We start from the raw sequence: 22,704 nt of genomic DNA on the forward strand, positions 1-22,704 counted from the left end.
AGATGCGCTCCCGCTTCGGAATGTCTGTGACGATGATGTTAGATTATATTCCGGGCTGCGTCGAGAGAATTGGCCCGATCCGCGTATCTCCTCGGCGTTCGGCGCTGGGTCGTAGGTCACCGGTCGTGAGTGATGTCGAGCATGCGCTTGACACGGGGGCGCGTCCGACACAGAGTGTACGTAAGTGTCAGAATTGAAAGGCCCTCTCCATGTCGTTCGTGATTCTGCAGCCGTGCTGCAATGAGGCTTCGTGTGTTGACGTCTGCCCGGTGGACTGCATTCACCCGACGCCCGACGAGCCAGAGTTCATGCGGACCGAGATGCTGCACATCGACCCGCAGTCGTGCATCGATTGCGGTGCATGCGTCGAAGCGTGCCCGGTGGACGCGATCAAGTCCGAGGACGATCTGGATGAGCAGGAGGAGCCGTACCTCGACCTCAACAAGGACTACTTCGACCAGCATCCGATGGAGTCGAGCGGCCTCGATGCGCCCAAGCCGCTCTGGCGCAAGGCGGACTACTCCGGCATGCGTGTCGCGATCGTCGGCTCCGGCCCGGCCGCCTACTATGCGGCCTCGGAGCTGATCGGTCTCAAGGGCGTGCAGGTGAACATGTTCGAGCGACTGCTGACGCCGTACGGACTGGTCCGATTCGGCGTCGCGCCGGACCACCCCAGCACCAAGGGCGTCACGGACGTCTTCCGCACCGTGGAGAGGCGTCGGAACTTCGAGCTCCATCTGGGCGTGGAGGTCGGCGTCGACATCACGCACGACGAGCTCGCCGCCAGCCACCACGCGGTGATCTACGCCGTGGGTGCATCGTCGGCACGTCGCCTCGGCGTCCCGGGCGAGGACCTCCCGGGCAGTCATGCGGCCACCGAGTTCGTCGGGTGGTACAACGGCCATCCGGACCACGCCGCCCGCGAGTTCGACTTGAGCGGTCGACGTGCGGTGGTCGTCGGCAACGGCAACGTCGCCCTGGATGTGGCGCGGATCCTGCTGGCGGATCCGGACGAACTCGACCGCACCGACATCGCCGACCACGCCCTGGACGCGCTGCGGACGAGCGATATCGAGGAGGTCGTCGTCCTCGGCAGGCGCGGCGTGGCTCAGGCCGGCTACACCAACCCGGAGATGATGGCGCTGCGTCACCTCCCCGGTGTCGATTTCCTCATCGATCTCGACGAGGTGGCGATCGATCCCGTCACCGCGGAACTGCTCGATTCGCCGACCGTCGACTCGTCGCTCACGACGAAGGTACGCGTGGCCCGCGACGTCGCGGACCAGGCGCCGAACGGTGCGCGCAAGCGACTCGTCCTGCGGTACCTGACGTCGCCGACCGAGATCGTCGGAACCGACCGCGTCGAGGCCGTGAAGGTCGTTCGGAACCGGCTCGAGCCAGGCCCGGACGGTTCGGTGATCGCGACGCCGACCGACGAGACCGAGACGATCGACGCGTCCCTGGTACTGCGCGCCGTCGGATATCGGGGCGTCGAGGTCCCGGGCGTGCCCTTCGACGAGAGCCGGGGCACGGTCCCCAACATCGGCGGACGGGTGACCGAGGCGGGCGGCACCGAACCGATCGCCGGACTGTACACGACGGGGTGGGCCAAGCGTGGACCCTCGGGTGTGATCGGCACCAACAAGAAGTGCGCCATCGACACCGTCGACTGCCTCCTGCAGGACTACTCCGGCGGCGGCCTCGGCGAGCCGGCCATGAGAGAGGACGAGTTCGCTGCACTGCTCGACGAGAAGGCCCCGGACCACGTCGACGGCACCGGGTGGTCGGCGATCGACGCGGCCGAGAAGGCCGCGGGCAAGGCGCGTAAGCGTCCTCGGGTGAAATTCGTCTCGCTGGAGGACATGCGCGTCGTAGTCCGCGGCGACTGACACCTCCGAATCCCGGCCACTGTTCGCCCACCTCCCCCGATCCTCACGAAGGAGACATAGTGAGGGAACCCACGAGATCCAGCAGAACGTGATCGCCAAGCAGCTCGTCAAACGGGGCGGGCTCGCGATCTGACATCCGTTCTCGACAACTCCTGGAGGAAACCCGTGCTTCCGCTCTCCGGCATTACCGTGCTCTCCCTCGAGCACGCTGTCGCGGCCCCGTTCGCCACCCGCCAGCTCGCCGATCTCGGCGCCCGGGTGATCAAGGTGGAACGGACCGGGGCGGGCGACTTCGCTCGCGCATACGACGAATCGGTGAACGGACTGGCGAGCTACTTCGTCTGGCTCAACCGATCGAAGGAGTCCGTGTCGATCGACGTCAAGTCCGACGCCGGTCACGACCTCCTGCAGCGGCTCGCCGACCGCGCCGACGTCGTCGTGCAGAACCTTGGCCCCGGCGCGGCCGAACGTCTCGGTCTCGGTGCCGACGACCTGCGGTCCCGTGATCCCCGGAAGATCGTCCTGTCGATCACCGGATGGGGCAGGACCGGTCCGTGGGCCGACCGGAAGGCCTACGACCTGCTGGTGCAGTGCGAGACCGGACTGGTCTCGCTGACCGGTACCCCCGACGACGTGGCGAAGGTCGGAGTGTCGGTCGCCGACATCGCGGCCGGAATGTACGGCTTCTCCGGGGTGCTCGCCGCGCTGTATCAACGTCAGGTCACCGGAGACGGCGCCGCGATCGAAGTGTCGCTGTTCGAGGCGCTCGCCGAATGGCTCGGGCAGCCCGCGCACTTCACCGCCGGTGCGGGACGTCAACCGGGGCGTTTCGGAGCGCAGCATGCGACGATCGCCCCCTACGGTCCGTTCACCGCAGGCGACGGCCACGTGTTCCTCCTGGCGATCCAGAACGAACCCGAGTGGCAGCGGCTCTGTGTGGACGTCTTCGACGACCCGGTCCTGGCAGCCGATCCGCGGTTCGCGACCAACACGCTTCGGGTGGCACATCGCGACGAGCTGAACACTCTGGTCGCCGAACGGTTCGACGCACGATCCACCGACGATCTCACCGACCTGCTCGGGCGTGCCCGCATCGCGTTCGCCGGAGTGAACACGGTGGCCGAGTTCCTCGATCATCCGGTCCTGCGCGGGCGTGATCGATGGCGTTCGGTGCAGACCTCTGCGGGCCCGGTAGACGCCCTCCTCCCGCCCCTGGCGATCGGTGACAGCGAAGCCCGCATGGACGCGGTGCCCGCACTCGGTCAGCACAGCGTCGACATCGCCGCGGAGTTCGGCGTCGACACGCAACAGATCGCCGAGATGCTCGCCGCAGGGACGCTGCAGGTCGACGGCGAAATGCCGACGGCATGATCGCTGCCCCGACCCCGACGGCGCATCGAGTGTCAATCTCGACCGGTGGAATCCCGGCCCGCTTGTCGAGGAGTACGTCCGCCACTTGCTCGTACGGTCGGCCTCGCACCAGCATCCCCGCTGACCAGCAGGAGATCGCGAGCGTGAGGTCGTGATTCTATGGCACTGGCTCCAATTCTGGAATCGCCTCCGAGTTGGCCTCGGACCGAACGGCGATCCGGAGAACGAACACTTCGGTCTGAGACGGTACCTGACGTGCCGTAGGGCGTGCCTCTTAACCTCTTGAGCCAGAGGACGATCGCCCGCTCTCACGAGCACCCCGCGCAATGGTTTCTCGTTGTGCGCGTCGTACCGAGTCACGGTACGGGGCCTGAACCCGGTTCTTGGACACGCTGGATCCAGCACCCGCTGTGATCGACGTCGACATCGGCCGGTCTGGTGTGGCGGGCGCGGATCGTGGCATCGGCCGCCGAAGTGTGGTGAACGCGCATATCAGTGAGGTCGTCGGGGTGTCGATCCCAACGGCGCGCAAGCGGCGGTGCCGGTACCTGTGCGACGGGACGGCGGGCCTGCTCGATGGTGATCGGCCGGGGCCCTCGACGATGCCAGGCTGAAGTTCATCGTCGGCTCACGCACGTCGAAGGCGCCGAGGGAACTCGAAGCGCATTTCGGTGAACGCGGTAACCGTATCGCCGACAACGGCATTGTCGAGCTGACACGCCCGATGGGCCCGGGAAGGATCGCCGTGATCGGCGCGTGGTGTGGCAGGGCGTGTCAGATGGTGTGTGTAAGCGGTGATGTTCAGTCCTGAAAGGAACTCACCTCGTGACCATCGAAGAGAATGTAGTTGTGGATCAACCTGTTTCGCGTGAAGAACGCCGACGACGCCAGGCAGCGACCGTCGATCAACTCGTCGCTTCCGGGGCGTTGGACGGCGTGTTCGCCCAGATCGACGCCGGCCAGCCGATCGCCGGCGAAGACGGCCTCCTCAACGCCTTGTTGAAGGCCACCCTCGAGCGAGGGCTCAACGTCGAGCTGACCGAGCACCTCGGCTACGAGACTGGTGACGCCGACGCCTCGTCGTTTCCGAACTCGCGCAACGGCTACAGCGCGAAGACGCTGGCGACCGAGGTCGGCGATGTGGAGATCAGCGTCCCGCGTGATCGGGACGGCACCTTCACGCCGATGCTCGTGCGTAAGGGGCAGCGCCGCCTCGACGGGCTCGACGGGATGATCGTGTCCCTGTATGCGGGTGGGATGACGATCCGAGACATTCAGCATCACCTGATCTCGACGATCGGCACCGACTTGTCGCACGAGACGATTTCGAAGATCACCGACGAGGTCTCCGACGAAGTGACCCGGTGGCAGACCCGCGACCTCGACGCCCTGTACCCGGTCATCTACCTGGACGCGATCGTGGTCAAGATCCGTGACGGCGGGCACGTGATCAACAAGGCCGCGCACATTGCCGTCGGCGTCGACATGGACGGGGTCAAACACGTCCTGGGCATCTGGATCCAGGAGCATGAGGGTGCCAAGTTCTGGGCTGGGGTCTGCGCCGAGCTCCGCAACCGCGGAGTCGCGGACGTGCTCATCGTGTGCTGTGACGGGCTGACCGGGTTCGCTGAGGCCGTTGAGGCCACGTGGCCGCAAGCGACGGTCCAAACATGTGTGGTGCACCTGATCCGGGCGTCGATGCGGTTCGTCTCCTACACCGACCGCAAAGCCGTCGTGCGCCTGTTGAAGCCGATCTATCAGGCCTCGACCGAGCAGGCCGCCGCCGACGCATTAGACGCGTTCGAAGACTCCGACATGGGGCGGAAGTATGCATCGGCAGTGAAGTCGTTCCGGGCAGCGTGGGACCGGTTCATCCCGTTCCTGACGTTCCCTCCCGAGTTACGGAAGGTCATCTACACGACCAACGCGATCGAGTCGTTGAACTTCCAGCTGCGCAAGGTCACGAAGAACCGCGGGCAGTTCCCCAACGACGCCGCGGCAGTGAAGCTGTTGTGGCTGGCCATCTGCAACATCGAGGACAAACGCGCCCGCGAACGCGCCAAGGAGCGCGGGAAGAACGCCGCTGATCGACGAGCCTCCGGACGCCTCGTCGAGGGTGCGGTCACCACGAACTGGAAACGCGCTCTCGAACAGTTATCGATGGTCTATCCCGAACGAATCGACCGTCACCTCTAACTCGAACACTAGACCGACTTACACAGAAAACTTGACAGGCTCGTGTGGCACTACCTATGGAAACGAGATCAGCGCGACAACCGCACTCTCAACGCGCAGATAGAACGAGCCCAACGCGTCGCCGACAAGAACGAACCGATCCGCAAGCGGCGGTTCGTCAGAATCACCGGCCAGACCGTCGGACTCGACGAACAATCGATCGAGCGAGCTCGGGCCGCGACCGGCTACAAGGGATGCGTCACGGACATCGCACCGATGGTGTTGGACGGGCTCGCCGTCGTCGCAGCGAACCGGGATCTCTGGAGAGTTGAGCAGTCCTTTCGAATCGCCAAGTCCGATGTACGCGCCCGCCCGATCTTCCACCACGCCCGCGACTCGATCGAAGCCCACCTGACCATCGTGTCCGCCGCTCTGGCAGTAGCTCGCGACCTCCAACACACGACCGGGACCTCAATCAAAAGGATCGTGCAGAGCCTCCGCACGATCCACACCGCGGTCATCGACATCGACGGACACAAGCTGACCGCACGCACCCCACTCGACGACGACGCGGCGGCGATCATCGACGCGCTAAAATCAGGCACTAAGGAGGTCCAGCTCAGGCCGAAGTCCGCGACCGGCTGGCCGAGCATCCGAACGTGCACGTGCACTTCACGCTGACGTCGGGATCGTGGCTCAACCTCGTCGAGAGCGGTTCGGCATCATCGACCGCTGACGAGAACCTGAAGAAGAATCGACCGAGAACTAATTAACGAAAAGCGACGCTAATGAGTAGCACTACCCCGAATGTACTACCGTCCGGCGTTGCGAAGAGCCGAGCAGCCGATAGGCCATGCTGGATCTGCAGCGTGCCCCTATTTGTCGAGCAGCAGCTTGACGGTCAGCTCCATGCGGTTGGTGACGTCGGTGGCCGACACGCGGCGCGTGAGCCACTGGACGAGATTCGACATCCACACGTCGGAGATCACGCGGGCGATCGACAACTCCAGTTCGGACGGCTCGTTCGGATCGGACGGGTCGAGCATCGCGCCCGCCAGCAGCCGGTCGATCGTGCTGGCCACGCGGTCGACCTCGGCGGTCGCCGACGCGTCGGCGAACATGAAGGCGCGGGTCATCGCTTCGGTGAGCAGCGGGTCGCGTTGCATCGCGAAGGTGATCATGTCCAACACGTGACGCAGACGGCCGATGGCGTCGTCGCCCGGCAGTTGAGTGCGGTCGACGCGTCCCTCGACCCGCTCGAACTCGCGTGCCAGCGCGGTCACCAGCAGGTGCACCTTCGACGGGAAGTAGCGGTACAGGGTGCCGACGGCGACGTCGGCCTTGTCGGCGACGGTTCGCATCTGGACCGCGTCGTATCCGCCCTTGGAAGCGAGGGCGAGAGTCGCGTCGAGAATGCGACGGCGTCGTTCACGCTGTGCCGCCGACCCGACTTCGGCGCCTGACGTCGGTGCCGGAGTAGGCGGCGGCGCCGGTGCGTCGCTGGCGCTCGTGGTGCTGGCCGGGCCTGCCATGTGCGGAGTCCTCCTGTGCGGGTCGGGCTGTCGCTGGTTGGCAGCGGCACTTCGATGGTGTACACCCTAGGTGTTATTAGAACAGGTTCTAATTGGCCGCACCAACAGAAACGCAGAGGAAACCCCGTGACAATCGCCACGTCATCCGACCAACAGGCTGTGTACTCCAGTGTAACCGAGTGGGCGAACGCGAAATCGGTGGTCGATGCGGTGCGGACGGACATCGACGGCGCCGGTCCGTCGTGGCGTCCGTTCCTGGCCGAACTCGGCGGACTCGGACTGTTCGCCGCGGCCGTCGACGACGAGCGCGGCGGAGCCGGCGGCACGGTTCTCGACGTCGCGGTGATGCTTCAGGCCTGCGGTGCTGCCCTGGTCCCCGGGCCGTTGGCCTCGACTGTCGCCGTCGCATACGCGGCCGCGGAGGCCGGCCTCGACGCGGCGGCGTCGTTGGTGACCGGGGACCGTCCCGCGGTGGTCCCGGCGTCGGCGATCGCCGGGGCCGGGCCGCTGGCGGTCGTCGACGGGGCGCTCGACCTCGGCCCGACGCCCGGCTGGAGCGACGATGCCTGGGTCGCGGTTCCGCTGGCCTCCGGCTGGCGGCTGATCGACCCGCTGACGGCCGCCGTCGAGGCGACGCCGATGGACGGGCCGCTCGACGGCACGGCCGTGCCGTACCGGGTCCGACTCACCGGACTCGGCGACGAACCCGGCGTCGCACTGGCCGACGGGGACCTGCCGGCCGCGATGCTCGTCCTGGGGATCGCCGCGTATCAGGCGGGCGTGGCCCGGAACGTCCTCGACGTCGCCGTCGACTATGCGAAGGTGCGGACGCAGTTCGGTGCGCCGATCGGTTCGTTCCAGGCGGTCAAGCAGATCTGTGCCGACATGCTGTGTCGCTCCGAACAACTCGCCGCCGCGGCGTGGGACCTCGCGTCGGCGATCGACTCGGGCGGCGCCGATCAGATCCGCCTCAGCGAGTTGGCCGCGCGGATACTCGTCGCCGACCTCGCGCCCGCGACCGCGAAGGACGCGATCCAAGTGCTCGGCGGCATCGGCTTCACCTTCGAGCACGACGCGCACCTCTACCTGCGATCGGCACTGGCGGCGCGCATGGTGCTCGGTCACGGATCGGTGGCGCGGACCGAACTCGCGGCCCTCGGGCGCGCCGGGGCGCGCCGCGAGTTCTCCCTCGACCTCGAGTCGGTGCGGGACCGTCGTCCGGAGATCGCGGCCGCGGCGGCCGAGGTCGCGTCCGCGCCGGAGTCCGGGCGCCGCGCCGCGCTGGCGCGCACCGGTCTGCTCGCTCCGCACTGGCCCGAGCCGTACGGTCTCGGTGCCGGACCCGCCCTGCAACTGCTGATCGACGCCGAACTCGACCGGGTGGGAGTCGTCCGGCCCGATCTGGTGATCGCGGGTTGGGCGCTGCCTACCATCCTCGAGCACGGCACCGACCGTCAGCGCGAGACGTTCGTCGCGCCGACCCTCGCAGGCGACATCCGCTGGTGCCAACTGTTCAGCGAACCGGAGGCCGGCTCCGATCTCGCATCGCTGCGCACCAGGGCGGTCCGCACCGACGGCGGCTGGCTCCTCACCGGGCAGAAGATCTGGACGTCGGAGGCGCACCTGTCGCAGTGGGCGGTGTGTCTGGCGCGGACGAATCCCGATGTGCCCAAGCACAAGGGCATCACGTACTTCCTGGTCGACATGTCTGATCCCGGTATCGACATCCGTCCGCTGCGTGAGCTGACCGGTCGCGCCATGTTCAACGAGGTGTTCCTCGACGGGGTGGTCGTGCCCGACGAGATGGTGGTCGGCGAGATCGACGACGGCTGGCGGCTGGCCCGGACCACCCTCGCCAATGAGCGCGTCGCGATGGGGGGATCGGGACTCGGCAAGGAGGTGGACGCACTCCTCCAGCAGATCGAGGGCGTCGAGCTCGACGACGAGCAGACTCGCGAACTCGGTCGAATCATCGCCGACGCGCACATCGGTCGTGTCCTCGACGCCCGCGCGGTGGCCGCGCGGCTCTCGGGCACCGATCCCGGGGCCACGTCGAGTGTCCGGAAACTGATCGGCGTCGTGCATCGGCAGGCCGTACCGGAGTTCGCGACCGATCTCCTCGGCGTCGACGGGCTCGGTGCGACGACGGCCACCGAGCTTCTGCTGCTGAACCGCTGTCTGTCGATCGCGGGCGGTACGACGCAGATCCTGAAGAACGCCGCGGCGGAACGGATACTGGGTCTGCCGAGGCGATGAGGAGAGGGTGGGGAGCCGACGACACGAGTCGCCACTACCGCGGAGGAGACTGCGCGCTCGCGGCGATTCGGGCTCTCCTCGACTGGGCGAGACCTGATCGATGTGGCCGAACCGGAGAGTTGAACCGATTCCAAGTCTTCCGCGCGGCTGATCTTGTGACCAGCGGCACCGTCCATCTGATACAAATAGAACAAGTTCTAATTCTTGAGATGGGAGGAACCGGGTGGACTTCGCCCTGGACCCCGAGGCCGCCGCCGTCGCCGAGGCCGCTGACGAGCTCATGCGTCGCCTGGAAGCCGATTGGGAGAGCACTTTCGCGGGCAGTGGATTCGACGACGCCGCCTGGAAGGCGTTCGTCGACGCAGGCTTTCCCGCGATGCCGTTGCCCGCGGATGCGGGCGGCGACGATCTCGACATCGACGCGCTGCGGCCGCTCATCGTCCGTGCCGGACGCGACGCGGTCGTCACCCCGCTGCTGGGCGCCCTCACCGCGGGGCTCGTCCTGCGCGAGGACCTCGGCGCCGTCGCCGTCGCGATCGCCGAACCCGGATCGGCACTCGGCGCCCCGCAGACGGTGACGCTGGCCGACGGCGCGGTGACCGGTACCAAGATCGGGGTGCTGCACGCCGACGTCGCGGACGTCCTGCTGGTCGCCGCCGATCAGGGAGTCGCCGTCGTCGACGCTGCCGCCACCGGTGTCGAGATCGTCCGCACCACGTCGTCGTCCGGCTGGGGCGAGTGCACGGTCCGCTTCGACGCCGCGCCCGCGCGGGTCGTCGCCGACGACGCCGGGCGGCTCGTCGACGTGCACCGCGCGGTGCTCGCCGCCTATGCGAGCGGACTCGTCGCCGGCGCCGTCGCCCGCACCGCAGAGCACGTGAGCACCCGCCACCAGTTCGGCAAGCCGATCGCGGCGTTCCAGGCCGTCGGTCAGCAGCTCGCCGACGTCTACGTGATCGCCGCGACCCTCGATCTGGTCGCGACCGCCGCCGCATGGGAACTCGCACAGGGGCGCGACGCCGCACACGATCTGGCGACCGCGTCGTATCAGATCGCCGCCGAACTCCCGGCGACCATGCGCACCATGACGCACCTGCACGGCGGTATCGGCGTGGACGTCACCTATCCGCTGCACCGCTACTTCTCGCTGACCAAAGACCTTGCCCGACTGGTCGGCGGCGCCGATCGGACCCTGGAGGTGCTGACGTGTTCATAGCATTGACCGAGGCACAGCTCGCGCTCCGCGACGAACTGCGCGCGTACTTCTCCACCCTCGTCTCCGACGACGACGCCGCCGTCATGCGCACCGAGCGGCACGGTGAGACCTACCGCAAGGTGATCAAGCAGATGGGCGCCGACGGTTGGCTCGGTGTCGGATGGCCGACCGAGTTCGGCGGACGCGGGTTCGGCGAGATCGAACAGCAGATCTTCACCAACGAGGCCGTTCGCGCCGACGTCCCGTTGCCGTCGGTCACCCTGCAGACGGTCGGACCCACTCTGCAGAGGTACGGGACCGCCGAGCAGAAGGACCTGTTCCTGCCGAAGATCCTCGCGGGCGACGTGCACTTCGCCATCGGCTATACCGAACCCGACGCGGGCACCGACCTGGCGTCGCTCACCACCAAGGCCGTGCTCGACGAGACCGGCGAGAACTACGTCGTCAACGGGCAGAAGATCTTCACCACCGGCGGCCACGACGCCGACTACATCTGGCTCGCCTGCCGGACCGACCCGGACCTGCCCAAACACAAGGGGATCTCGATCCTCATCCTCGACACCCGCGACCCGGGGTTCTCCTGGACCCCGATCATCACCGCCGACGGTGCGCACCACGTCAACGCCACGTACTACACCGATGTCCGGGTGCCCGTGTCGATGCGCGTCGGCGACGAGGGCGACGGCTGGAGACTGATCACCACCCAGCTCAACCACGAGCGCGTGATGCTCGGGCCGTCGGGTCGGATCGGCGGAATCGCCGACAAGGTCCGCGGGTGGGCACGGGCCACGGGTGTCGACACCGAGGCGCCGGTGCGCCGCACTCTCGCGCAGATCGACGCGTGGGAGCGGCTCAACGAACTCCTCAACTGGCAGGTCGCCTCCAGCGGAGAGATCTCGATGGCGGCGGCGGCATCCACCAAGGTGTTCTCCACCGAGCGAGTGCAGACCGTGCACCGGATGGTCGACGAGATCGTCGGACGCTACGGCGACTACTCCGATCCGACGACCGCCGACCTCGCGGACTGGCTCGACATGACGGCCAAGCGAAACGCCGTCATCACCTTCGGCGGCGGCGTCAACGAGGTGATGCGCGACATGATCGGCACCGCCGGACTCGGTCTCCCGCGAGTGAAGAGGTGAGCATGCAGCCAGCGCAGATCCGCGCCGCGGCCGATGAGATCAAGGCCGCGGGCGCCAGTGCGCCGCGGGCGGGCCGCGACCCGATCAACCGGCCGATGATCCACAACTGGATCGAGGCGATGGGCGACGCGAACCCGATCTACGTCGACGCCGACGCCGCTCGTGCCGCCGGTCACGACGGGATCGTCGCCCCGCCCGCGATGGCTCAGGTCTGGACCATGCGTGGCCTGCACGGTGTCCGCACGGACGACGATCCGTTGGGTCTGATGACCGAACTCCTCGACGCGGCCGGTTACACATCGGTGGTCGCGACCAACTGCGACACCGTCTACCACCGGTACGTCTCGCCCGGCGAGGAGGTGACGATCAGCTCCGAGCTCGTCGACCTCGTCGGCCCGAAGCACACCGCGCTGGGAGAGGGCTGGTTCTTCACCACGCGCAACACGTGGCGCGTCGATGACGAGATCGTCGCGGAGATGGACTTTCGGATACTGAAGTTCGCGCCCGGAGCGAAGCCCAGGCCCGCGGATCCGACGCCCGACCTCGATCCCGCCCGACTCATCCGACCCACCGCCTCGCGCGACACGGCGTTCTTCTGGGACGGCGTCGCCGCACACGAGCTGCGGATTCAACGGCTCGACGACGGATCGCTGCGGCATCCACCGATCCCCGCCACGTGGAAGCCGCGCGGAGACGACGGCGAGTTCGGCACCACGGACTACATCGTCGCCTCCGGCCGCGGCACCGTCTACAGCCACGTCGTGCATCATGCGCCGAAGGTGCCCGGACGGTCGTTGCCGTTCGTCGTCGCCCTCGTCGAGTTGGAGGAGGGCGTGCGCATGCTCGGTGAGCTGCGCGGCGTGGATCCGACCGACGTGCGGATCGGGATGCGCGTCGAGGCGACGTTTCTCGACTTTCCGGCAGTCGATCGGAGCGGCGGGGGATCGAGTCCGGACGGTGACCGCCCCGCCTGGACCCTGTACGCGTTCACACCGGAAGGAGGTCCGCAGTGACCGCCCCCACCATCGCCGTCGGCACCGCGCTGCCGCCGCTGACGATCGACGCGACTCCGACCTTCGTCGTCGCCAGCGCCCTGGCCACCCGCGACTTCCAGGACGTCCACCACGACCGAGATCTTGCGCAGCAGAAGGGATCCAAGGACGTCTTCGTCAATATTCTGACCGACACGGGGCTGGTGGAGCGGTTCGTCACCGACTGGGCGGGGCCGTCGGCCCGCATCCGTTCCATCGCGCTCAAGCTCGGTGTGCCCTGGTACGCGTACGATTCGTTGACGTTCACCGGTGAGGTGACCGCGACCGACGGCGCCCGGGTGACCATCGCGGTGACCGGAACCAACTCGTTGGGCGAGCACGTGATCTCCACCGTCGTCTGCACCGTGAACGGCGGTGGAGCATGAGCGATCGGACTCTGTCGGGCAAGGCCGCCATCGCAGGCATCGGCGCCACCGACTTCTCGAAGAACTCCGGCCGCAGCGAACTGCGGCTGGCCGCCGAATGCATCAACGCGGCGCTCGCCGACGCGGGCCTCGGTCCGTCGGACGTCGACGGTCTGGTCACGTTCACCATGGACACCAACATGGAGATCGCGGTGGCGCGCGCCGTCGGCATCCCGAAGCTCACCTACTTCTCGCGTATCCACTACGGCGGCGGGGCCGCGTGCTCGACGGTGCAGCAGGCCGCGATGGCCGTCGCGACCGGCGTCTGCGACGTGGCCGTCGCCTATCGTGCGTTCAACGAGCGGTCGGGCAACCGGTTCGGCCAGGTGAACGCGGCCGTCGCGAATCAGGAGAACTCGTCGGGTACCGACAACGCGTTCTCCTATCCGCACGGCCTGTCGACACCCGCGGCGTTCGTCGCGATGACCGCCCAGCGGTACATGCACTCGTACGGTGCGACGAGTGAGGACTTCGGCCGGGTGGCCGTCGTCGATCGTAAGCACGCCGCGGTGAACCCGAACGCCTTCTTCTACGGCAAACCGATCACGTTGGCGGACCATCAGGCGTCGCGGTACATCGCCGAGCCGCTGCACTTGCTGGACTGCTGCCAGGAGTCCGACGGCGGGGTCGCGATCGTCGTCGTATCGCCGGAGCGAGCCAAGGACCTCCGGACGACGCCCGTCTCGATCGCCGGTGCCGCGTCCGGCAGCGGCAGCGACCAGTTCATCATGACCAGTTACTACCGCGACGACCTGCCCGCGTTGGAGGAGATGGGCCTGGTCGGCAGGCAGCTGTGGAACCAGTCGGGGTTGCGACCCGACGATGTGGACGTGGCCGTCCTCTACGACCACTTCACCCCGTACACGCTGATCCAACTCGAGGAACTCGGCTTCTGCGGTCGCGGTGAGGCCAAGGACTTCGTCCGCGAGCCGGGCGCACTCGAAGTCGGCGGACGCCTCCCGTTGAACACGCACGGCGGCCAGCTCGGCGAGGCGTACATCCACGGGATGAACGGGATCGCCGAAGCGGTCCGCCAACTGCGCGGCGACTCGGTGAACCAGGTCGCCGGCGCGTCCAGAGCACTCGTCACCGCGGGCACCGGCGTACCCACGTCGGGCCTGATCCTCACCCTCTGACCCACGTCACCCGGACCCACCGCTTCCAGCCAGGCATCAAGGAGAAGACCGAGATGAAGTTCAACCTCGCAGACGTGTTCGAGACCGTCGTCGATGCAGTGCCCGAGCGGGTCCTGCTCAGCTACGAGGGCACGTCGTACACCTACCAGCGGATGGACGAGCTGACCACGCAGGTGGCGCACATGTTCGCCGCGCACGGCTACGGGCTCGACGATCACGTCGCACTGTTCTTGAAGAACAGCGTGGAGCACGTCACCAGCCTGATCGGGTTGATCAAGGTGCGGGCGGTTCCGATCAATGTGAACTATCGGTACACCGACGCCGAGCTCGAATACATCTTCGACAACTCCGATTCGAAGGCGATCGTCGTCGAACTGCCCGAACACCAGCAGGCGGTGGCGCGGCTGCTGCCGAAGCTGCCTCTGGTGCGCTCAGTGTTCGTCATCGGCGACGTCGATCCCGCCCTGACCCAGGCCGTGGAGCAGGCCGACGTCGAGATCGTCGACTTCGCCGAGCACACGCAGAACTCCACCGAGCGCGACTTCGAGCCGCGGACCGGTGAGGAGCACTACGTGCTGTACACCGGCGGCACCACCGGGTACCCGAAGGGCGTCGTGTGGCGCCACGACGACTTCTTCCGCAAACCGATCTCCGGCGGCAACCCGTACGGCGACGCCCGGGCCGACCTCGACGAGATCGCCCGCGAGGTGAAGAACTTCCCCTCGATAGCCCCGCTGGTCGCCGCGCCGCTGATGCACGGTGCGGCGTCGTACCTGCTGTTCACCTTCATCGCGCTCGGCGGCCGTCTGATCCTGGAGCGAGACTTCGACGCGAAGAAGATCATCGAGAACATCCCGCGCGATCAGACGCAGATCATTCTGATCGTCGGCGATGCGATGGGCATCCCGCTGGTCGAGGAGATGGAGCGGCAGAAGGACACCACGGACATGTCGTCGCTGTTCTCGGTCACCTCCGGTGGCGCGATCTGGAGCAAGCACGTGCGGGACCGCATGCTCGCGGTGAAGCCGGACATGATGCTGCGCGACAACTTCGGCGCCTCCGAGTCGGGGAACGACGGTGAGATCATGATGGACTCCGACGGCAATCTGTCGGTGCCGCCGACGGAGAAGATGATGGTCGTCGACGAGCGATTCAACCAGATCACCGAGCCCAACGAACCCGGCTACATCGCGCGAGTGGGCAACGTGCCGTTGGGCTACTACAAGGACGAGGAGAAGTCGGCCCGCACGTTCCCGACGCTGCCCGACGGTCGTCGGATCTCCGTCCTGGGCGACATGGGCTACCTGACCGAGGACAAGCACATCGTCTTCCAGGGACGCGGCAGCCAGTGCATCAACTCCGGTGGGGAGAAGGTGTACGCCGAGGAGGTCGAGGCCGCGCTCCACTCGCATCCGGCGATCTCGGACGCTCTCGTCGTCCCGGTGCCCGACGAACGATACGGACAGCGGGTCGGCGCGGTCGCGTCGCTGCGGGAGGGGGCTCCGGAGCCGTCGCTGGACGAAGTGCAGGAGCACTGCCGCGAGACTCTCGCCGGCTACAAGGTGCCACGCAGCATCGTCTTCGTCGACGAGGTCAAGCGCACTCCGGCCGGTAAGGCCGACTACAAGTGGGCCAAGTCGGCGGCCGCCCCGGTGTGAGTCCGGGGTGCGCGGCGTCTACGAGGGGAGTTCGCCGCGCCGGTGCATGACTCCGTCGGCGTCGAGTTCCAGGACGACGTCGATGCCGAGTCGCCGGAGGAACGGGAGGTCGTGACTGACGACGAGCAGCGCGCCGCGGTAGGCGTCGAGCGCCTGTCCGAGTTGTTCGACGCTGGTCACGTCCAGATTGTTCGTCGGCTCGTCGAGGATCAGCAGTTGCGACGGTGGGTCGGCGAACAGCAGGGTCGCCATGCTGACGCGGAACCGTTCGCCGCCGGACAGTGTCGAGACTGGGCGGTCGACGGCGTCGCCGCGGACGAGGAGTCGGGCCAGGCCGTTCCGGATGTCCCCGGGCGCCGTGTGCGGGGCGACGGACTGCACGTTCTCGAGCGCGGTGGCGCCGTCGTCGAGCCCGTCGAGCCGCTGCGGCAGATAGCCGAACGACTCGGTGAGCAGCCGGCCCGCCGTCCGTCCCGGTGTCGGATCGGAGCGGTTCACCAGCTGCGCGAGCAGGGTCGACTTGCCCGAGCCGTTGGGACCGACGAGGGCCACCCGCTCCGGCCCCTGCACCACGATCTCGGCGTCGCCCGCGGTGAAGGCGATGAGCTGTCTGCTGCGCGGCAGATCGGGGACGGGCAGGTCGAGACTGATGTGGTCGTCGTCGCGGACCCTGGCGTCGGCGGCGTCGACGGCCGACTGAGCGGCGTCGATCCTGTTGTCGAGCGTCGTCCTCAGGTCGCCCGCCGATTCCTGGGCACGCCGTTTGCGGGCGCCGGCGAGGATCTTGGGGAGGCCGCCGTCGGCTTGTGCCTTCTTCCCGGCCTTGGCTCGGTGCGCGAGCCTCGTCTCCGCGTCGACTCGTTGCCGTTTCTCGGCTTTGAGTGTCTGCTGTGCGGTGCGCGCCGCCGCCGCCGCGGCCTCCTGCTCGGCCTCGAGATGCGCTCGCCATGCGCTGTACGGTCCGCCGAACACGGTGATCGCGCCACCGTACAGTTCGGCGGTCGCATCGGTGTGCTCGAGGAGTTCGAGGTCGTGACTGACGACGATGAGCGTCCCCGGCCACTCGTCGACCAACCCGGCGAGCCGGGCCCGGGTCGGCCGATCCAGGTTGTTCGTCGGCTCGTCGAGCAGAGTGACGGGCGTCCGCCGCAGTGACAGTCCGGTGACGGCGAGCAGCATCGCCTCGCCGCCGGAGACCTCGGACACGCGGCGGTCGAGGTAGTCGGGGCCGAGGCCGATCCGATCGAGCGCTTCGACGGCTCGAGCCTGGATGTCCCAGTCGTCGCCGATCGTCTCGAAACGACTCTCGTCGACGTCGCCGGACTCGATGGCGCGCAACGCCGCGAGCTTCGGTGCGATGCCGAGCAGTTCTGCGACGGACGTGTCGTCGTCGAGGGTGAGCGTCTGCGGCAGGTATCCGACGTCGCCACTCGTGTCGACGCGTCCGCGGGTGGGCGCCAGTTCGCCGGCGATGAGGCGGAGGAGAGTGGACTTGCCCGACCCGTTGCGGCCGACCAGTCCGGTTCTGCCGTCGCCGAACGCGCCGTCGACGCCGTCGAGCGCGACGCCGCCGTCTGGCCAGGTGAAGGAGACGTCGCGAAGCACGACGGAGGACTGCGGGGGAGTGGACATGGATGACTCGATTCGCCAGAGAGGTCGGGTGTGCGGTGCCGTGTATGACGGCGGCGATGAGTTACTCCACGGGCGAGACCTTACGCGGCCGATCAGGGGCGCGCATCTGATTTCTCCGGCCGTGACCACCGGGCGCCGGATCGGCCGAAGCCGTCCGGTGGACCGTCGAGCGCGTCAGTCGTGCGGTCCGCTCACCTGGTGTTCCGGGGTCTCGACCTGGCTACCAGAGGGAGGCCGCCGACCTCACGCGAGCGGCTCGGACTCTCGCTCGGTGGTGGCGGCAGCGGACTCGTCGTCGGCGATCACCTTGCTCGGCGCGAACCATCCCAGGAACACCGCACCGACGGCCAGTACGCTGCCGAGCACCAGGAACGAGGTCTGCAACGGCGGTTCGAACGCGGCCCGCGCCCCCGCCGCGATGTGGTCGGCGAGCTCCGATGCGGCAGGCGGCAACTGCTCGCTGACCTTCACCGCACCGGCCATGGAACCGCGGATCGCCTCATCGGCCACGGTCGCCGCATGCGGGTCGACGGCGCCGAGCTGAGCCTTCGCCGCCTCGGCGGTCGGACCGATCCGGTCGGAGTAGCCCGCAGCCATGATGCTGCCGGCCAGGGCGATGCCGATCGCCGCGCCGAGTTCGCGGGCGGTGTCGTTGACGGCCGATCCGACGCCCTGGTTCTCCAGCGGTGTGTTCGACATGATCGCCGTCGTCGACGGCGCCGTGGCCAGGCCGATGCCGACCGCGCACACGCTCAGCATGACGCCGACCTTCCAGTACACGTCGATGTCGAACACGCCGAGGGCGATCACGCCGATCGCGGCGATGCCGATGCCGATCGCCAGCACGAACCGGAGCGAATGGAAGCGGACCGCGACGTAGTTGCCGACGAGGGCGAACACCCCGACGCCGACGACCATCGGGAACAGGGCGATCGCCGATTTGAGCGGCGAATAGCCGAACACCAGCTGCAGCTGCTGCAGGATCAGGAAGAACATTCCGAACGATGCGAGGAACTGCAGCGACACCGACAGCGACCCGGACGCGAAGGCCCGGTTGCGGAACAGGTCGACGTCGAGCAGCGGCTCGTCGCGCCGGTGTTCGACGACGATGAACACGCCGATCAGGACGACGCCGCCGATCAGGCACACCAGGATCCACGGATCGCTCCAGCCTCGATGCGGAGCCTCCATGAGCCCGAACACGACGCCGGCCACCGCCGCCATCGACGTCAGCGACCCGATCACGTCGAACCGTCCGGGGGCGTCGTCCTTCGACGTGCCGATCGTCAGTACGAGGACGAGCACCGCCAGCGTCGACGCGGCGAACGTGATGAACACCGAATGCCAGTGGAAATAGTTCATGAGGACGCCGGTGACGAAGAAGCCGGCGATCGCACCCGCGCCGGCGACCGCGGCCCAGACGCTGATCGCGATCGCGCGCCTCTCACGCGGCACCCCCGCGGTGATCAACGACAGCGTGGTCGGCATGATCAGCGCGGCGCCCGCACCGGCGACGAGCCTGGTGATGATCAGCTGGTTCGGCGTGTCGACCCAGATCGCGGCCAGCGATCCCACGCCGAACACGATCAGACCGATCAACAGGACGCCGCGGCGACCGAGGCGGTCGCCGATCGCGCCCGCGGGGAGCAGCAGCGCGGCCAGAATCAGCGTGTAGCTGTCCAGAATCCACGTCATCTGCGAGTTGGTCGCACCGGTCTCGGCGGCGATGTCCGGCAGCGCCGTGTTCAGCGCGGCCATCGCCGCGACCACGAGACTGACCGCCGCACAGGAGATCAGGATCAGCCACGCCGCGCGAAAAGTCATGGAGCCGTCATCCGGTCGATTCCCGACACGCATCGTTAGTTCACCTGTTTCTCTAGTAACTTGTGTAACTGTAGTCACGCGGATAAACAACCGACCCACACGAGTGAAAGTGGAACATCATGGCTGCAGATCCAATCGCGCGGTCTTCTGAACTCCGTGACGTCCGGCTCCACGTCGGCCGTCTCCTCATCCTCCTGGCGGGCGTGATCGCCGTCGTCGCGGTCCTGGTCCTCATCCTGACCAGCGCCGCCTGAGCGCCACAGACGACAGACGCCGCCCGACGCGGGATGCGTCGGGCGGCGTCTGGGGCGGTCATCGGGATCAGCCGGCGTACTTCTCGATCACGGTTCCGACCGGGACCAGGGCGTCGGTGACATAGCCCTTGGCCTTGCCGCGCAGGCTCTTGTACGCCTTGGTGAGACCGGCGGGCGCCGACTCGGCGCGACCGTCGGTCACCGCGAGCAGAGCCTCGGCGGCGGTGTCGCTGTTGGCCGCCAGGTGATCGCCGAACGCGGTGCCGGCGGGCTTGGAGTCCCACAGCGGCGACAGCGCGGTCAGGAAGTCGGGCAGCATCTTTTTGGTGGCACTGGCGACGACGCCCGGCTTCACCTTCTGCGCGGCGCCGTACGCGGCCTTGACCGCGGTGCCCGACAGACCGGACTGCTTCTTCACCTCCGCGTCGATGACGTCGACGAAATCGGTGGTGAGGGCCTCCCGGTTGTTGTCGAGAACAGGCAGCAGAGACGTGGACATGCAGGTCCTTTCGGCTAGGAAGTGCTGAAAACGACGTTGCCCAGTGCAGCGGCGTCGTCACGATCGACGACGTTCACCGCGCCAAGCAGTCGCCCGCCATCATCCCAGGCGTCGATGCGCAGTGTCTCGCCGGGGAACACGATCCCGGCGAAACTCGCCGAATAGTCCACCACGGCGGTCGCGTCACCGTCGTACACCGCGTCGATCACCGCGCGACACACGCTGCCGTACGTGCACAGTCCGTGCAGGATCGGCCGATCGAATCCGGCGGCCGCGGCGAATGCCGGGTCGCTGTGCAACGGATTGCGATCGCCGCAGAGTCGGTACAGAAGGGCCTGCTGGGGCAGGGTCGGCACCATGATCCGGTGGTCCGGTTCCCGGTCGGGGATCACGATGCGAGTCGACGTTCCCCGCTCGCCGCCGAAACCGCCCTCGCCCTTGGCGAAGATCGACGAACGGGCCGTCCACAGCGGTGCGCCCTGCTCGTCGACGGTCTCCGACTCCTGAACGATCACCGCCGCCGAACCCTTGTCCTGTACTTCGGCGATCCGGGTGCGTGTCGTAGCCGTCCCGGTCGCGGGCAGCGGCCGGTGCACGCGCACCTGCTGGCTGCCGTGCACCACTTTCGCCAGGTCGATGTCCACACCGGGGAACTCGACCTTCGGCGCCTGGGTGGCCATGAAGTTCGCGGCCACCGTCGCGAACGACGGCAGAGTCTTGGGGGCGACGTCGTCGACGTACTGCAGTCCGACGGCGTCCATCGGGTCGGCGGCCCCGCCGACGGCCAGGTTGTAGAGAGCTATCTCGCGGGGAGTCCACGAGAACGTCTGCTCGCCGAGGTCGGCACCGACGGCCACGTCGGGGTCGATGGGCATCGTTCACGCCTCCGCGGGTTGCTGCGTCGGGGCTCCGGTCTTCGCGACGGCGTCGAGAGCCGCCAGGTAGCCGAACACCAGGGCCGGCCCGATCGTGGCCCCCGGACCGGCGTAGGTGTGACCCATGACCGGTGCGCTCGTATTGCCCGCCGCGTACAGGCCGTCGATCACCGTGCCGTCCTCTCGGAGCGCTCGACCGACGGCGTCGGTGGTGACACCGCCCTTGGTGCCGAGGTCGCCCGGCACCATCTTGACCGCGTAGAACGGGGCCTGGTCGACGGCGCCGAGACTCGGGTTCGGTTTGTTGGTGATGTCGCCGTAGTAGTGGTCGTAAGCGCTGTCTCCGCGGTGAAAGTCCTCGTCGGCGCCGACCCGTGCGAATTCGTTGAACCGCGCGGTGGTCTCGGCGAGCTTGTCCGCGGGCAGACCGGTCTTCTCGGCCAGTTCGGCGATGCTTCCGGCCTTGACGACCACGCCGGACTCGAGCCAGCTCTTGGGCAGCGGCTGCCGGGCGGTGATCCCCGCGAACAGGTATCGGTTGCGGCAACGCTGGTCGAAGATCAGCCAGGACGGAACGTTTTCGCCCGGACCGTCGCCCTGCCCGAAATCGCCCCCGTACATCTGATGTACCGCTTCGACGTACGGCAGCGACTCGTTCATGAACCGCTCGCCGCGGAGATTGACGATGAAGGTCCCCGGCACCGAACGCTCGGACAACGCGAACCACGGTCCCTTCGGCAACGGGATCGTCGGACCCCACCACGCATCGTCCATGATCGAGACGCCCGCACCGGCCTTGAGTGCCGCGCTGATTCCGTCGCCCGTGTTCGACGCGGCGCCCGTGGTCCATTCCGTGCCGATCGGCGCACGCTGGTACTTCGCCCGCATCTCGGCATTGTGCTCGAATCCGCCGGAGGTGAGGATCACGCCGCGTCGTGCGCGCAGCTCGGTCGCGACTCCGTCGACTTCCGCGATCACGCCGACCACTTCGCCGTCCTCGGTGATGAGATCGACGAGCGGCGTGCTCAGCCGGATGTCGACTCCCGCCTGCCTGCACCCCAGCAGCAACTCCGCGGCCAGGGCCGCGCCCATCGCGATCAGCTTCTTGCCGCGTGTGCGCGCCCAGAAGAATCGCAGGGCGACCTTCGCCATGCGCGTGACCCCGCGCCAGTGGCGCAGACCGGTGTTGAGCCATCGGTAGTCCGACTGCAGCACCACCATGTTCAAGGGCGCCTTGGTGTACTGCGGGTGCAGGGTGGCCAGGTCGTCGCCGAGGCGTGCCGCATCGAACGGCTTGGGTTCCACGGAACGTCCGCCCGCGCGCCCGCCGGGCGCTTCGGGGTAGTAGTCCGAGTACCCCTTCACCCACTCGAGGTCGAGCGGGGCGTTCGCCATCAAAAAGTCGAGCGCTTCGGGGCCGCGATCGAGGTAGGCGTCGATGCGGTCGGCGGGCGCGTGGTCGCCGATGATGGCGTGGAGGTAGCGTCGGGCGTCGTCGACGGTGTCGGTGACGCCGTCGCGCCGCAGCACGCTGTTGTTCGGAATCCAGACTCCGCCGCCGGAGCGGGAGGTGGAACCGCCCCAGTACGGTGACTTCTCGATCAGCACGGTGTCCAGGCCCTTGGTCTTCGCGGTCAGTGCCGCGGACAATCCTGCTCCGCCCGCTCCCACGACTATGACGTCGAACTCTTCGTTGGCCATGTACTTCCCTTCGTCCTCCAGTGCGCGGACCGGTCCACAAAACTAGAACAAGTTATAGAACGTGTTATAGAACAGGGTAGACCAGTCG

The 22,704-nt window shown here is 67.5% G+C and carries 17 protein-coding genes and 2 pseudogenes; 13 read left to right on the forward strand and 6 right to left on the reverse strand.

All coding sequences use genetic code 11. The features are described 5' to 3' along the window. Window positions 1–209: 209 nt before the first annotated feature. The 5 genes and pseudogenes from BKA16_RS08675 to BKA16_RS08690 all read left to right on the forward strand — a co-directional run. Window positions 210–1,889 carry an FAD-dependent oxidoreductase gene (locus BKA16_RS08675; protein WP_183370279.1) on the forward strand — a complete coding sequence of 560 codons (1,680 nt, stop codon included), beginning with the start codon at window positions 210–212 and terminating at the stop codon, window positions 1,887–1,889. 165 nt (window positions 1,890–2,054) lie between these two features. Continuing rightward, complete coding sequence (locus tag BKA16_RS08680; RefSeq protein WP_183370280.1) at window positions 2,055–3,260, forward strand: CoA transferase; 1,206 nt, start codon at window positions 2,055–2,057, stop codon at window positions 3,258–3,260. Window positions 3,261–3,852: 592 nt separating this feature from the next. Beyond that, window positions 3,853–4,025: pseudogene (locus tag BKA16_RS24275) on the forward strand (IS1634 family transposase); the annotation flags it as partial. Between the two features lie 84 nt (window positions 4,026–4,109). Continuing rightward, window positions 4,110–5,456, forward strand: coding sequence for an IS256 family transposase (locus BKA16_RS08685; protein ID WP_183372970.1), 1,347 nt, complete (start codon window positions 4,110–4,112; stop codon window positions 5,454–5,456). 24 nt (window positions 5,457–5,480) lie between these two features. Further along, window positions 5,481–6,035: pseudogene (locus BKA16_RS08690) on the forward strand (IS1634 family transposase); the annotation flags it as partial. Window positions 6,036–6,310: 275 nt separating this feature from the next. Here BKA16_RS08690 and kstR read toward each other — a convergent pair. Further along, on the reverse strand, window positions 6,311–6,967 hold the full coding sequence (gene kstR, locus BKA16_RS08695; protein WP_183370282.1) for a cholesterol catabolism transcriptional regulator KstR: 657 nt from the start codon (window positions 6,965–6,967) through the stop codon (window positions 6,311–6,313). Window positions 6,968–7,093: 126 nt separating this feature from the next. Here kstR and BKA16_RS08700 point away from each other — a divergent pair, with 126 nt between their 5' ends. The 7 genes from BKA16_RS08700 (at window position 7,094) to BKA16_RS08730 (ending at window position 15,831) form a co-directional block, all read left to right on the forward strand. Next, a complete protein-coding gene (locus BKA16_RS08700) occupies window positions 7,094–9,223 on the forward strand; it encodes an acyl-CoA dehydrogenase family protein (protein ID WP_183370283.1) in 2,130 nt (709 codons plus the stop codon). 223 nt (window positions 9,224–9,446) lie between these two features. Continuing rightward, window positions 9,447–10,439 (forward strand): acyl-CoA dehydrogenase family protein, encoded by a 993-nt coding sequence (locus tag BKA16_RS08705; RefSeq protein WP_183370284.1) that lies wholly within the window; start codon window positions 9,447–9,449, stop codon window positions 10,437–10,439. Beyond that, entirely contained in the window at window positions 10,430–11,581 is a 1,152-nt protein-coding gene (locus BKA16_RS08710; RefSeq protein WP_183370285.1) for an acyl-CoA dehydrogenase family protein, read from the forward strand. Before BKA16_RS08705 ends, BKA16_RS08710 begins: the two co-directional genes overlap by 10 nt. A 2-nt stretch (window positions 11,582–11,583) precedes the next feature. Then, window positions 11,584–12,594 (forward strand): bifunctional MaoC family dehydratase N-terminal/OB-fold nucleic acid binding domain-containing protein, encoded by a 1,011-nt coding sequence (locus tag BKA16_RS08715; protein ID WP_183370286.1) that lies wholly within the window; start codon window positions 11,584–11,586, stop codon window positions 12,592–12,594. After that, complete coding sequence (locus BKA16_RS08720; protein WP_343067333.1) at window positions 12,591–12,998, forward strand: MaoC family dehydratase; 408 nt, start codon at window positions 12,591–12,593, stop codon at window positions 12,996–12,998. The genes BKA16_RS08715 and BKA16_RS08720 overlap by 4 nt, the downstream gene beginning before the upstream one ends. Beyond that, window positions 12,995–14,173 (forward strand): lipid-transfer protein, encoded by a 1,179-nt coding sequence (locus BKA16_RS08725; protein ID WP_183370287.1) that lies wholly within the window; start codon window positions 12,995–12,997, stop codon window positions 14,171–14,173. Before BKA16_RS08720 ends, BKA16_RS08725 begins: the two co-directional genes overlap by 4 nt. Before the next feature lie 53 nt (window positions 14,174–14,226). After that, window positions 14,227–15,831, forward strand: coding sequence for an AMP-binding protein (locus tag BKA16_RS08730; RefSeq protein WP_183370288.1), 1,605 nt, complete (start codon window positions 14,227–14,229; stop codon window positions 15,829–15,831). An 18-nt stretch (window positions 15,832–15,849) separates the two neighbouring features. On the opposite strand, the gene BKA16_RS08735 is transcribed toward BKA16_RS08730, so the two are convergent. Together BKA16_RS08735 and BKA16_RS08740 are read right to left on the reverse strand one after the other, a co-directional pair. Further along, entirely contained in the window at window positions 15,850–17,463 is a 1,614-nt protein-coding gene (locus tag BKA16_RS08735; protein WP_183370289.1) for an ABC-F family ATP-binding cassette domain-containing protein, read from the reverse strand. Window positions 17,464–17,706: 243 nt separating this feature from the next. Next, window positions 17,707–19,287, reverse strand: coding sequence for an MFS transporter (locus tag BKA16_RS08740; RefSeq protein WP_183370290.1), 1,581 nt, complete (start codon window positions 19,285–19,287; stop codon window positions 17,707–17,709). A gap of 119 nt (window positions 19,288–19,406) precedes the next feature. Here BKA16_RS08740 and BKA16_RS24070 point away from each other — a divergent pair, with 119 nt between their 5' ends. Continuing rightward, entirely contained in the window at window positions 19,407–19,541 is a 135-nt protein-coding gene (locus BKA16_RS24070; RefSeq protein WP_281378398.1) for a hypothetical protein, read from the forward strand. Between the two features lie 67 nt (window positions 19,542–19,608). Here the strand turns inward: BKA16_RS24070 and BKA16_RS08745 are convergent, their stop codons facing one another. Genes BKA16_RS08745 through kstD form a run of 3 tightly spaced genes read right to left on the reverse strand, consistent with a single transcriptional unit; the run spans window position 19,609 to window position 22,616 of the window. Beyond that, window positions 19,609–20,040 (reverse strand): DUF6918 family protein, encoded by a 432-nt coding sequence (locus BKA16_RS08745; protein WP_183370291.1) that lies wholly within the window; start codon window positions 20,038–20,040, stop codon window positions 19,609–19,611. Between the two features lie 14 nt (window positions 20,041–20,054). Continuing rightward, window positions 20,055–20,915, reverse strand: a complete 861-nt coding sequence (locus tag BKA16_RS08750; RefSeq protein WP_183370292.1) for a MaoC/PaaZ C-terminal domain-containing protein — start codon at window positions 20,913–20,915, stop codon at window positions 20,055–20,057. 3 nt (window positions 20,916–20,918) lie between these two features. Further along, complete coding sequence (gene kstD / locus BKA16_RS08755) at window positions 20,919–22,616, reverse strand: 3-oxosteroid 1-dehydrogenase (RefSeq protein WP_183370293.1); 1,698 nt, start codon at window positions 22,614–22,616, stop codon at window positions 20,919–20,921. Window positions 22,617–22,704 lie beyond the last annotated feature (88 nt).

Source organism: Gordonia humi (assembly GCF_014197435.1).
Taxonomy (GTDB): Bacteria; Actinomycetota; Actinomycetes; order Mycobacteriales; family Mycobacteriaceae; genus Gordonia; species Gordonia humi.

Bases quoted from the DNA above. Each gene is read 5' to 3' on its own strand.
- BKA16_RS24070 (WP_281378398.1), top strand. From the start codon at position 19,407: ATGGCTGCAGATCCAATCGCGCGGTCTTCTGAACTCCGTGACGTCCGG.
- BKA16_RS08730 (WP_183370288.1), top strand. From the start codon at position 14,227: ATGAAGTTCAACCTCGCAGACGTGTTCGAGACCGTCGTCGATGCAGTG.
- BKA16_RS08745 (WP_183370291.1), bottom strand. From the start codon at position 20,040: ATGTCCACGTCTCTGCTGCCTGTTCTCGACAACAACCGGGAGGCCCTC.
- BKA16_RS08750 (WP_183370292.1), bottom strand. From the start codon at position 20,915: ATGCCCATCGACCCCGACGTGGCCGTCGGTGCCGACCTCGGCGAGCAG.
- BKA16_RS08735 (WP_183370289.1), bottom strand. From the start codon at position 17,463: ATGTCCACTCCCCCGCAGTCCTCCGTCGTGCTTCGCGACGTCTCCTTC.
- BKA16_RS08715 (WP_183370286.1), top strand. From the start codon at position 11,584: ATGCAGCCAGCGCAGATCCGCGCCGCGGCCGATGAGATCAAGGCCGCG.
- kstD (WP_183370293.1), bottom strand. From the start codon at position 22,616: ATGGCCAACGAAGAGTTCGACGTCATAGTCGTGGGAGCGGGCGGAGCA.
- BKA16_RS08675 (WP_183370279.1), top strand. From the start codon at position 210: ATGTCGTTCGTGATTCTGCAGCCGTGCTGCAATGAGGCTTCGTGTGTT.
- BKA16_RS08740 (WP_183370290.1), bottom strand. From the start codon at position 19,287: ATGACTTTTCGCGCGGCGTGGCTGATCCTGATCTCCTGTGCGGCGGTC.
- BKA16_RS08725 (WP_183370287.1), top strand. From the start codon at position 12,995: ATGAGCGATCGGACTCTGTCGGGCAAGGCCGCCATCGCAGGCATCGGC.
- kstR (WP_183370282.1), bottom strand. From the start codon at position 6,967: ATGGCAGGCCCGGCCAGCACCACGAGCGCCAGCGACGCACCGGCGCCG.